10 protein-coding genes are annotated in these 11438 nt (G+C 44.4%); 6 read left to right on the top strand and 4 right to left on the bottom strand.

Annotated features, from left to right (window positions below; translation table 11 throughout):
- Window positions 1-112 precede the first annotated feature (112 nt).
- The 4 genes from B5F77_RS16105 to B5F77_RS15990 form a co-directional block, all read right to left on the bottom strand.
- On the bottom strand, window positions 113-244 hold the full coding sequence (locus tag B5F77_RS16105; RefSeq protein ID WP_255377044.1) for a hypothetical protein: 132 nt from the start codon (window positions 242-244) through the stop codon (window positions 113-115).
- Between the two features lie 62 nt (window positions 245-306).
- The gene (locus B5F77_RS10160; RefSeq protein ID WP_087330393.1) at window positions 307-669 is read right to left on the bottom strand and encodes a hypothetical protein; all 363 of its coding nucleotides are present in this window, start codon (window positions 667-669) and stop codon (window positions 307-309) included.
- A 1-nt stretch (window position 670) separates the two neighbouring features.
- The gene (locus B5F77_RS15995) at window positions 671-838 is read right to left on the bottom strand and encodes a glyoxalase (RefSeq protein WP_140392865.1); all 168 of its coding nucleotides are present in this window, start codon (window positions 836-838) and stop codon (window positions 671-673) included.
- Between the two features lie 11 nt (window positions 839-849).
- Window positions 850-1044, bottom strand: a complete 195-nt coding sequence (locus B5F77_RS15990; protein ID WP_087330391.1) for a hypothetical protein — start codon at window positions 1042-1044, stop codon at window positions 850-852.
- A gap of 837 nt (window positions 1045-1881) precedes the next feature.
- On the opposite strand from B5F77_RS15990, the gene B5F77_RS10140 reads away from it, so the two are divergent.
- The 6 genes from B5F77_RS10140 to pglX are packed head-to-tail and all read left to right on the top strand — an operon-like array spanning window position 1882 to window position 11433.
- Entirely contained in the window at window positions 1882-2088 is a 207-nt protein-coding gene (locus B5F77_RS10140; protein ID WP_087330389.1) for a helix-turn-helix transcriptional regulator, read from the top strand.
- A 7-nt stretch (window positions 2089-2095) separates the two neighbouring features.
- Window positions 2096-2566 (top strand): BrxE family protein, encoded by a 471-nt coding sequence (locus tag B5F77_RS10135; RefSeq protein WP_087330387.1) that lies wholly within the window; start codon window positions 2096-2098, stop codon window positions 2564-2566.
- A complete protein-coding gene (locus B5F77_RS10130; protein WP_087330385.1) occupies window positions 2566-3330 on the top strand; it encodes a BrxA family protein in 765 nt (254 codons plus the stop codon). The genes B5F77_RS10135 and B5F77_RS10130 overlap by 1 nt, the downstream gene beginning before the upstream one ends.
- Entirely contained in the window at window positions 3317-3877 is a 561-nt protein-coding gene (locus B5F77_RS10125; protein WP_087330383.1) for a DUF1788 domain-containing protein, read from the top strand. Before B5F77_RS10130 ends, B5F77_RS10125 begins: the two co-directional genes overlap by 14 nt.
- A gap of 3 nt (window positions 3878-3880) precedes the next feature.
- Window positions 3881-7516, top strand: a complete 3636-nt coding sequence (gene brxC / locus B5F77_RS15595) for a BREX system P-loop protein BrxC (RefSeq protein ID WP_140392864.1) — start codon at window positions 3881-3883, stop codon at window positions 7514-7516.
- Window positions 7517-7530: 14 nt separating this feature from the next.
- Window positions 7531-11433: a BREX-1 system adenine-specific DNA-methyltransferase PglX gene (gene pglX, locus B5F77_RS10115; RefSeq protein WP_087330381.1), complete on the top strand. Its 3903-nt coding sequence runs from the start codon at window positions 7531-7533 to the stop codon at window positions 11431-11433.
- Window positions 11434-11438 lie beyond the last annotated feature (5 nt).

Here is an 11438-nt window from a genome sequence, read left to right as displayed (position 1 = left end):
GAGTCTTTCAACGCTAAAATCAAGCTCTTCAGAGCAAACCTCAGAGGGGTTGCAGACAAGAAGTTTTTCTTATTCCGTATCGCAAACCTATATGCCTATCCCCACTAAAAATCTACTGACCCGTGAATTGGGAAAACTCAAAGATGACGATATTCTTGTCCTGATGCTTCTCTGCATCCACATACCAACCGTTTGTCTCGGCACATTGTATGACTTCTTTTATAATCTTGTTTCTCGTTCGCATGGTTACTGATGTTTATGTCAGCCGTGGCATTCGGTTGATTGCACCACGGCTGACGGTTTATTTTAATGTTCAAATCTGGCTAAGAACTGTTGCAGGCGGAAGTCCTGCAAGTTCTTTAACGGCGTAGGAGTAAAATTCTCCTGTAGCCTTACTTGTAGCTTGCACAAGCCTTGTGCCGTAAGGTCAAGCTCCACTTCCGACAGCTCGTTAAGAGAGATATAGCCGTATTCGTCCTCCGCAAGTCCTACCACGATACCAAAGAGGATGGTGTCGTTCCCTTCTTTCTCACCTTCGAGGATGAACCAGCGAACCGCTCCAAGAGCGAAGATAGCACGGCAAACAGCTTCTTTTCCCTTGCCGTCTTGGGAATAAAGAGGATAGTCTTCCAAGGCTTCCTCCAACCGGGGTGTCATCAGTCTGCACATATCAGTCAAATTCTATTTCATCGTCACACACTTCTATTTCTGCTCCGCTGCTGAACTGCACGATAAAGCCTTTTGCAATCCTGCCCACAATCGTTCCGCGATGGTAGCCACGCCATGGTGTGACCAGTTCGCATTGCTGCCCGTATTCGGGAAAATCCATCTCATACATAATTGAAAGTTTTAGATGGTTGCTTGATAGTAAATTCTTGGCTCGGCGGAAACATTGTAGATGTAGCTGCCACAACGTACCAACAGGCAGTCCTTGCCGTAGTATAGCCGTTTCATGCCCCTGACGCTTCTGCTCTTGTGGAAGTTGGGAAAGCGGCCTATGCCCACTCTCCGGCCTTGCTCGATAGTCATTCTTCTTGTCCGCATAATTCCTTGTGTTTAAGAGTTATGAAATCTGATACTTTTCCCTTTTGTGAAGCTCCATTGAGCTTCTTGGTCGGGAAGACCGTTTTACGTGCAAATAGCCACTGGGGACACAAGGGAGAATAAGGCAAGTATGAGGCCGGAGAGTGCGGACGGAATACCCCAATTTTGGAGGGAGGAGAAAATTTGCGGAAGGCTTCCGTCAAGCCCTCCAGCCGAAAGCCCATAGCGGTACTTGACATTTCTCCCGTCCGCAGTAGTTTTGCACGGTAAAACGTACCCGGCCAAGATGTCCAAAGGAGGCTAAGAAAAACTCCATAAAGCAAGTCCTATTTTATAGGATAGCGTCCAAACCTAATCTGTTTTCCAATGACCGTTGCCATTGTGAGAGCCTGCGAAATGGAATGTAGCGGAGTCTTGCAGCTTCTCTCTATGGCAACGGATTGGAATACCCTCCTCAGTTGCAATAGCCAGTCAGCAGAGCTTTGCTTGGTGTTGGAAACACGAAGAAAACCGGATGCGTTGGTAAGCAAAGTCTATGTTCTGTAAAGCCACCTTACAAGTTATCATTTTGAAATATGTTTCCAATCCATTGTCGTTATGAGAAACAACTGAGTAGGGTGAAATACAGCCTTGCCGCTTCTCTTAGTAGTAATGACTTCTGTTAACTTTCCATAAAACCTAATCGTATCTGATAATATGGTTATATCATGAACAGATTAGTTCGTCAGTAAAAACAGGTAAACATTTATTCTTTAATTGGTAAAATAATGAGCGAAGAATCGCAAATTGTCATTATAATGTTTTATCTTTGCGTTTTAGTTCAAACAATTTATTATTATGGCAGAATTAAATAGGCTAAAAGTGGTGCTCGTTGAGAAAAAAAGGACAGCAAAATGGCTAGCTGAAAAAATGGGCAAAGACCCTGCAACAATTAGCAAGTGGTGTACCAATACATCACAGCCATCCATAGAAACATTAGCGGAAGTGGCAAAGCTACTTGAAGCAGACATTCGAGATTTGCTTATACCTACCAGTAAACAATAAGAGTAATATGAACAATTCAGATATAATCAATCTACTTAAACTGCGATTTGCTGTTTATAAAGCAGGATGTGACAAGGGGCTTTGGCCTTGCTTGGAAGATAATGCAACAAAGGAATACATGGCCTATCTTTTCCCGAAAACTTCCAATTTGGCTTTTTACAACCTGATGATTAATATAGTCCAAAAGACACATGAAAAGTTTATACCTAAAGAAATGTATAGCCTGTTCAAGTGTCCCATTCAGGTAGAAGAAGAAGTATATGCCTATCTCAAGAAGCACCTATATGAAGACATTGACTTAGGTATGAAACCTCTTGACTTTATCCGGTCAATGGCCACAATCGTATGTGACCCGGTGCTTGATGTCGTATATATTGGACGAATGACTGACAATATCGACAATTCACTAAGAGTGATGGCCTGTCATTATGCTAATTTATTCACCAACAGTAGTAGCTGTTATCCTTATTTCAACTGATGAGAAATCTTAAATACACAACCCAACTCACTCATGGCACTGGCATGATTAATGAGATATTGTCCCTACTCTCTGTTTACCAAAAGGGAATGGACAAGGATGCACTCATTAAATATGTAAAAGATATAAATTGCTTGTCATGTAAAACCGAAAGCAGACTGGTACATATCATCTACGATGTCTTTTACCAACGATTTATGAAAGTCAATCCAGATGTGCCCATTTGGCTCAAACAGATACGCGAGCGTGGATTGTCATTGAAACATTTTACCCAGCTTTTGATGATTTACTGCGCCCGCGAAAATGCTGTGTTTTTCGATGTCGTAACGAATGTCTTAAATCCATGTAAAAATGATGGCTTGTGCATAATGAAGAAAGAGTCAGTCTCAAAATATATCAGTGGGTTGGTTGAAGAGGGCAAGGTCAAGTGGAGCGAGTCTGTACAGAAACGAAGCGCATCTTATGTACGTTCCTGCCTTATCGATTATGAAATGATTGATCGAGAAGGCAAGATTCTACCCTATGAAGTGAATGACTTTACCATTCTTTATCTGATGTATGAGCAACATTTTGCCGGGTTATCTGATATGGCAATTTGGGACATGGAAGAATGGAATCTCTTCAATCTATCCCATCATCAGGTGCTAGAGCGAATCATGAATCTCAGTCTCAAAGGAGCCTATATAGCTCAGACATCAGGTGAACTGCTTACTATTTCGTGGAATTATAAATCAATGGAGGAGTTTATCAATGCAGCTATATGAACATAAATTTGAGGAAGCTCTTACTTATTTAAGCCGTCCGGACATACTTAATCCGACAGGCGACCGTCCCATCTGCTACGTGAATTATGATGTGGAAGATGCAATGGAAGTATATCGTATGATTCCCCTTCATTTGATCCCCAAAGCTAAATTTCACGGTTTTGCAGATGTGAAAGTGTTTTCGGTTGGCGAAATCCTTCAAAAGTATATTCATGATCATGAATATTACAATGAGGTGTGGATTGACGAAACGAATGAATTTGATTTATACGAAAGCATCCGACAAGAGATTCTGGACAATTCGGTCGTAGCCGATGCCATTCTTTCAGCTCAACAAGAAATGATGGCTACCGCTCATCCTTTACTTATACTCAAAGACCTTGAGCTTCTTCATCCTTATGATAAGATAGGTCGTATCGAGCAATTGATATACAATAAAATCGACCTTCCTATCTTAATCTTATATCCCGGGAGTGCTCAAGGCATTGCCAGAACATTTTTAAATATTTACCCAATGGACGGTAGCTATCGTTCTAAAAACTTCTAAAACATGAATACCATAAAGGAACTTTTTGATTCGTCCAAAGACATCAGTCGCCGCATAGAAAGTGTGGTCACTTTCGCTGATAATAGTGAGGAAAATCTGAAAAACGAGATAAATGAATATGTAGTGACCGAAAAGTTGCACGATAATTATGAAAAGGTTATCGAAGAACTTGAGTCGGCGTTTCGTGATTCTTCCAATGAAGTGGGTGTTTGGGTATCCGGATTCTACGGTTCAGGCAAAAGCTCATTTGCAAAGTATTTGGGATATTCTTTCCAACAGTCTTTAATGGTAGATGGCATCAGCTTTGGTGAAAAGCTGATGAACCGCATTGAGGACAATGCGCTTAAAACATTGCATCGGGCAGTCATTCAAAAATACGATCCCTTGGTTATCATGATAGATCTTACCACCGAAGCTACAGCCGGTATCACATCTACTGTGAGCGACATCATGTATTACGAAACGTTGAAGCTCATCGGAATCAAAGCAACTGACCCCAAATTGATGGATTTCATTTCCATCCTTCAGGAAGAGGGCAAATATGATCGGTTTTGCGAAATGGTGAAAGAAGAAGGAAAGGATTGGGAGGTCATTCAATCAAAGAAATTGATTGCCAATAAATATGCCGCTAAATTTGCGCCAACCATCCTGCCTGAATATTTCTCTTCACCGGAAGAATATAATTCCATCAAAGTGGAATCCGTCGAAAACGAAACAGACCGTTTCAAACGGCTATGCTCATTGGTCAAGCAAAAATATGGCAAAGAACGCATCATCTATGTGCTTGATGAAGTCGGTCAATACATAGGGGGCAGTGAGGACTTAATCCGTAGCATGCAAGGTACCATGCAGATTCTGAAATCGCAGTTCAAAGGCAATGTATGGCTTATCGCTACCGCTCAACAGACTTTGACAGAAGACAATCCTCAAGCCCAGATAAACTCGGATAAGCTCTTTAAGCTCAACGACCGCTTCCCCATTAAAGTGGATATTGAAGCGGATGATATTAAGGAAATTATCACGAAGCGACTGCTGGGTAAGTCGCTGAAGGGGAAAGAGTATTTGACAGACCTCTTCCAGCGCAATGAAGCATCCATTAAGTTAGAAACGCGACTGACCAATATGGAGCACTCTATCTATATGAAGCCACTAACAAGTGAATTGTTTGCAAATCTCTATCCTTTCTTGCCGGTTCATATCGACATCTTGTTGGCGCTTCTTCAGAAGTTGGCAAGCAGAAGCGGTGGCTCCGGTCTGCGTTCAGTCATCCGATTGATTCGAGATTTGCTGGTAGACGGTCATTTGGCAGAATGTGCCATTGGCAAGATGGCCACACCGGATTTATTCTATGATGCCCTTCATTCTTATATGGAGAAGAACCAAGATTTCCGTGAAATTGTGATTTCAGCCAAAAAGGCCATCGAACTCTATGGAAGCAATCCGCTGGCGGTAAAGGCATGCAAGACAATTGCCATCATGCAACTATTGGACGATTTCAACCTGTCGTTCGATAATCTCTGTTCCTTGCTGTTCCAGCAGGTCGCTCATCCTTTGAACAAGCCTGAACTTCGTGCTTTGCTCGACGAGATTAAAGATACTGCCGGTGTTACGCTTCAAGAAATAGACGGTTGCTTCCGCTTTATGACCAACGCCATCCTTACCGTACAAGACGAACGTTCCAGGATAAATGCAACCGATGCGGATAAATTTAAAGTATTGAAAGAGTTGGTTCTTGACATCCTGTCTCCAGCCCCTTCTGTGAGCATTTATGGTTCCAAAACCGTCAGTGCAACCGTGGAATTATGCCGTGGCAGACAGAATCCGGTGTTGATTCAAGGCGGAGACATTAAGCTGAATGTTCGTTTCGTAGATGCCGGCGACTTTGAGAAAGTACACAATACTCTTCTCACCGAAAGTACTAAGGTAGAAAACAAACAAACCTTATTCTGGGTGTGCACTTTGCCACAGGATATTGAACTCTTGCTGATTGATGTGGTGAAAGACGAAACCATCTGCAATAATCACCGGCACGATGTCAATAAGGAAATTCAGGATTATCTGCGTGCCCAACAAGCGGATGCCGATAAGAACCGTCAGGAGATTATGCGCATTCTGCGTCAATCACAGAATAATAGTGAAACCATTTGCAAAGGTTCGCCCACATCCGTGAATGGCGAAACCTACAAGACACATGCCTTGAAGAACTTTGCCGAGCAGGTTTATGATAAATATCCTTTAGCTCCCCGTAGCATGCCGACTTCGGTCATCAGTGATTTGTTGGCTTATGATGACGCCTCCACACTACCTGCTTCACTCAACCCGTTTGGCATTGTACGCGACGATGGAGTGATAGATACCAATCATGCCGCACTCGCTGAGATAAAGGATTACATCGCTTCGCACGACGATGCCAATGGTGGACAACTGGCTGATTGTTTTAGCCGCGCCAAGTACGGTTGGAGTAAAGATACCATTCGTTACCTGGTGGCATTGATGTTAAAGGCGGGTATGATTGTGGTAAGAAGTGGTGCTCAGTCATTTAAAATGTTCACCAAGAATGCTGCTGAGGCTATGAAAAATAACACCTCGTTCAGCCACCTTGGTCTTTCACTCAATACTGATGCGCACTTAAAACCTGCCGAAATGATGAAGGCTGTGACTACACTGAAAGAATTATATAATCCACAAGGGTTATTACCGATTCCTGCTAGCATAGCCAAAGTAGCGTTAAAGATTGCCACACAGCGTCGGACAAAGGTGGAACAGCTAAAAGATACCTTTGAAAAGCTGAAAATGGCAAGGACAACCATTGTTTGTCAAGCCGTGAATTATTTGGTTAAAATCATCGAATCGGAAGGAGCGGAAGCGCCTTATCTCTTTGCCAAAGACGATGTTTGTGCCGACGCATTGCGTTTTGTCAATCAGGTGCTCAAGGCGGAGGGGCAAGGCAGGCTGCTCACTTCCATCAAGAAAATTGAGAAGCGATTGAACGATGCCCAACGCTTGCCGCAATTGCCCATGCTGGAGGACTTAAAGAATAAATTGGGAGAAGACGAGCAGGCTTTCAACGACCTTATGCTTGATCCGAATTGCTTCGACCATACTGCTGAGTATGCCGACCTGGCTTCACGCATAGACAGCGAGATTGAGCAGGCTTGTACTCACTTCTATACGGAAGCCACCCACTGCATCAACCAAAAGAACGATGAGATCCGTGCTACGGCAGGTTTCCGTTCTCTGAAAGAAGAGCAGAGACAAAGCATAGAAGTCTTGATGAGCAGAGTCTCTATCCAAGAAGGCTGCACACTCGACCGCTTGCAGGAAATGTGCAACCAGTTTACGGCTTTCTATGCCCCTTTAGGCCTATACGATAGCATCGAAGGCAAGGTGAAACAGTTGGTGGAAGACAATCAGAATGGAAACACTGGCACGAACCACGACTCCAACAATAACAACGGAAATAAGGATTCTACCGGAGATACGACGAATGCAAAAGAACCGACTGCAACCGTCATACACCGCCGGATCAAGCACCGCCTGACCCAACGTCAGGATGTAGAATCCCTCATTGACGAGTTGACGAGCTTGCTGCCTCAGATGGATGAGGGTGTGTCTATTGCTCTCTCTTTTATTGATTAAAAAAACAAACGAATATGATTTCCACATCAGGACGCAAAATATTGATGCAGTTTGTGAGCAACGTAAAAACATTGCTCACAAACAACATTACATCCTCCCTGCAACAGCATTATGGCATTTGGGCCGATGGACGTGTGATACCTGTCGGCCAACTGACCACCGAGGATGCAGACATTATTTATCGTGCCCGTATGCTTCGTGGCCGTTTGCAATACATCAAAAATAGTCTTCCGGCAAACAGTACGGATATTGATAAGAAGGCGGTGCAACAGCTCATTGCCGAACAAGCCTTCACGATATTGAACCGCTTTTGTGCGATACGCATGTGTGAAGAACGTGAATTGGTCATGCCTTCCATTGGCGAAGGTTACGATTCGGCAGGCTTTGTAAGCTATGACATGGTAACCGGACAAGGAGCCACCGGTTCTCGCTATGAGCGTTACCGCTGGTATATCCAGTCACTCTGCGACGAACTGTCCATCGAACTTCCTGCTGTATTCGACCGCTATTCACCCTACGGACTGATGTGGCCGGACGAAACCACGCTGATCAAGCTCTTTGAATTGATAAACAATGAGAATCTCACGGCTTTTTATGATGAGCCGACGGATGAGACGGTGGACTTTTGGAAGGAAGATGAAACCTTGGGCTGGATATATCAGTACTACAACTCCTTGGAGGAACGCCGCAAAATGCGCGAAGAAAGCAACCGCCCACGCAACAGCCGTGAGATGGCGGTACGCAACCAGTTTTTTACGCCCGACTATGTGGTGCGCTTCCTTACCGACAACTCATTGGGTCGCATCTGGTATGAGATGACCGGTGGGCAAACCCGCATCGTGGAGCTATGCCAATACCTGATTCACCGTCCCGATGAAGTGCTGACACCTCGCCCCATCAAGGAACCCACCGAACTGTTGATGCTCGATCCGGCTTGCGGTTCCATGCACTTTGGCCTTTACACTTTCGATGTGATAGAAGCCATCTACATGGATGCATGGGACAACCAGCCCGAACTGCTGTCGCAGTACCGTTACACGGAAACGCGCGAGTCGTTTGCCCGCTTGGTGCCCAAGCTGATATTGGAAAACAATATCCATGGCGTGGAGATTGACCCTCGCGCCCTGCAGATTGCCGCCCTTTCCCTGTGGCTTCGCGCACAACAATCTTGGAGCAATTTGGGTGTGCCCCGTGAAGAACGTCCAGTCATCGAACGTTCCAATCTGGTATTGGCTGAACCGATGCCGGGCAACAAACGGATGCTCAAACAGCTTACCGAACAGCTCGACAAGCCCATGCAGCGTTTGCTTGTCAAGATATGGGAGAAGATGCAATATGCGGGCGAAGCCGGGTTGCTTATCAAGATGGAGCAGGATATTGAGGAGGAAATTGAAGACTTGCGCAAGAATTGGAGCAAAGTGAATGTCATCAAGACTGTCAATCTGTTCGATTCTGAGGAGAAGAAGGCTGAAATCGATGCCGCCAACAAGAAGGTGGCAAAGCTTGGCAAGAAGGAAGTCAAAGCCGCCTTTTTCGCTACGGTGGTGGAGAGATTGCAAGAAGCATTGCGCACCGTCTCTTCCCGTCTTTCGGAAGAAGAAGGCTACGAAAACACCTTGTTTGCCAACGATGCCGTGCGTGGCTTTGCCTTTATTGAGTTGTGCCAGAAGCGATACGATGTGATTCTGATGAACCCACCGTTTGGGGAAGGCTCGGAGAGCACGATTCCTTATTTGGATGCGCATTATTCCTGTTGGTGCAAGAATCTGGTTTGCGCTTTCTTCGACCGTATGCAGGAATTATTGGTCAACAACGGATTGGTGGGGGCTATCTTCGACCGCACGGTGCTCATCAAATCCTCCTACGAACCTTTCCGGAAAAAGAATATTTGCGGCTATATTTCAGCTTGTGCAGATACGGGGTGGAATGTTCTTGATGCAAATGTAGAGACATCTACTTTGGTGCTGTCAAAACAACCTTCTAATAGTAAAGGAGTATTTATTGATGTCTTAGATGAGAATTTTGCAATTAAAGCTGAAGCATTAAAATCTTATACATGTGGAAAAAGAAAAGATAAAATATACATCTGCAGATCTTCTAATTTTATAAATCTACCCAATAGCATAATCGGCTACTATTTTGCTCCTGACATATTGAGACTATTTACTAATGAAAATATTGAAACTCGTGGAATGATAGCAAGAAAGGGTATGGATTTTGTTGCGGAAAAACATCCAAGATTATTCTATGAAATAAATTCAAAGTCACATTATAATCATTTATATAATGGTGGAAATTATAATCTTTTTTATTATACATATCGAGATGTTGTTTTTTATAACGAAGATATAATCAATGCTGATAAACAAACAAATATTAGGAATTTGTCATATCATTTCCAACAAGGTGTTGGATTTGGGAAACGAGGACAAATTATTGATGCTCATATATTAAAAAGAGGCTTCAATTTTACCTCAGAAGGGTTGGCTATCCCTAAAATAGGAACAAATAATGCTATAGCTTTACTTAGTTTTATCAATTCTATATACTCTCAGTTTACTGTTAATTTGTATTGTGGAGACCATAAACAAGCTGGATATGTCAATCTTCTTCCCATGCCCGACTACGCCACCAGCCAGTCCGACATCGAGCGAATTATCACTGAAATCATTGACATCAAACGGTGGTGGTTCAGTTTAGATGAAACCAATCTGGAATATCATGGTTTGATAGCCCAAGTCATGGGTAGCCACCATATCGGAGAAAGTCTGGACCGGCTTCAAGAAAAGCTTACCGCCGACTATCGTCGCTACCAAGAGCTGGTAAAGCAAAACGATGACTTGTGGATGGACTTGGCAGACATTGAAGCAGACAGCGACTTTAGGACAACCCTGAACGCCTATAAAAGCCGCCGCCCTTACGAAGAACTGCTTTCCATAGACGGTGCCAGCAGTGGCAATGTCATCAACAAGCAAGTGATGGCACAAGAGATGGTCATGGAGTTGGTGGGCATGGCATTCGGCAGATGGAACATTCGCTATGCCGCCCAGCCAGATAGCATACCTCCCTTTAGCGATGTGTTCGACCCGCTGCCTTTCATGCCTGTGGTTGCACTGAAAGCCGAAGAAGCACAGGCTTATCCGCTTTCCCTTCCTGCCGACGGCATCTTGATGGGTGACGATCGTCATCCCGACAGCCTGGTAAAACGGGTGCAGGAAGTGATGCACAGGCTCTGGCAAAGCGATGCGGACGAGATGGAAAGCGAACTCTGCCAACTGATAGGCACAGACAGCCTGCAAACCTATTTGGAATCTCCCAACGGCTTCTTCGACTATCACTTCAAACGCTATACCAAAAGCCGCCGAAAGGCACCCATCTACTGGTCGGTTTCGTCGCCCGATGGTGAAGTCACCCTTTGGGTATATTATCCCAAACTGAGCGACCAAACATTGCCCCACCTGCTGCTGCTTTTGAGCAAAGAGCACACTGCTGCACAAAGTGACCTGACTGCTACCCAACTGGCCAATGACAAGAAACGCGAAGCGGCTTTGCTAAACTTGCTGGGCGACATGCAAGCATTGGAAGCAGAACTCCAACGGGTGAACGACCTTCCTTACAAGCCCAATCACGACGATGGTGTGCCTGTCACGGCAGCTCCTCTGCGCAACGTATTCCGCCATAACGGATGGAAAAGAGAATGCCTAAGCAATTGGGAAGCCTTACAGAAAGGCGAATATGACTGGAGTCATCTGGCATACGCACTCTATCCGGACCGCATCCGGGATAAGGCCAAAAAAGACTGGTGTATGGCTCTCACACATGGTCTGGAAGAACTTTGCGAAAACAAGCCCAAGGAAAAGAAATCAAGAAAAAAACGCAGTGAAGAGCCTACACAACAATCGATAGATTTTGAATAATTCTA

The sequence above is a fragment of the Parabacteroides sp. An277 genome (genome assembly GCF_002159645.1).
Taxonomy (GTDB): Bacteria; Bacteroidota; Bacteroidia; order Bacteroidales; family Tannerellaceae; genus Parabacteroides.
The sequence above is the reverse complement of the archived record's forward strand: the minus strand, read 5'-3'. Positions and strand labels throughout refer to the sequence as shown.

Excerpts from the sequence above, each read along its gene's own strand:
- pglX (WP_087330381.1), top strand. The coding sequence starts at position 7,531 with ATGATTTCCACATCAGGACGCAAAATATTGATGCAGTTTGTGAGCAAC.
- B5F77_RS15990 (WP_087330391.1), bottom strand. The coding sequence starts at position 1,044 with ATGCGGACAAGAAGAATGACTATCGAGCAAGGCCGGAGAGTGGGCATA.
- brxC (WP_140392864.1), top strand. The coding sequence starts at position 3,881 with ATGAATACCATAAAGGAACTTTTTGATTCGTCCAAAGACATCAGTCGC.
- B5F77_RS10130 (WP_087330385.1), top strand. The coding sequence starts at position 2,566 with ATGAGAAATCTTAAATACACAACCCAACTCACTCATGGCACTGGCATG.
- B5F77_RS10160 (WP_087330393.1), bottom strand. The coding sequence starts at position 669 with ATGTGCAGACTGATGACACCCCGGTTGGAGGAAGCCTTGGAAGACTAT.
- B5F77_RS16105 (WP_255377044.1), bottom strand. The coding sequence starts at position 244 with ATGCGAACGAGAAACAAGATTATAAAAGAAGTCATACAATGTGCCGAG.
- B5F77_RS15995 (WP_140392865.1), bottom strand. The coding sequence starts at position 838 with ATGTATGAGATGGATTTTCCCGAATACGGGCAGCAATGCGAACTGGTC.
- B5F77_RS10140 (WP_087330389.1), top strand. The coding sequence starts at position 1,882 with ATGGCAGAATTAAATAGGCTAAAAGTGGTGCTCGTTGAGAAAAAAAGG.
- B5F77_RS10135 (WP_087330387.1), top strand. The coding sequence starts at position 2,096 with ATGAACAATTCAGATATAATCAATCTACTTAAACTGCGATTTGCTGTT.
- B5F77_RS10125 (WP_087330383.1), top strand. The coding sequence starts at position 3,317 with ATGCAGCTATATGAACATAAATTTGAGGAAGCTCTTACTTATTTAAGC.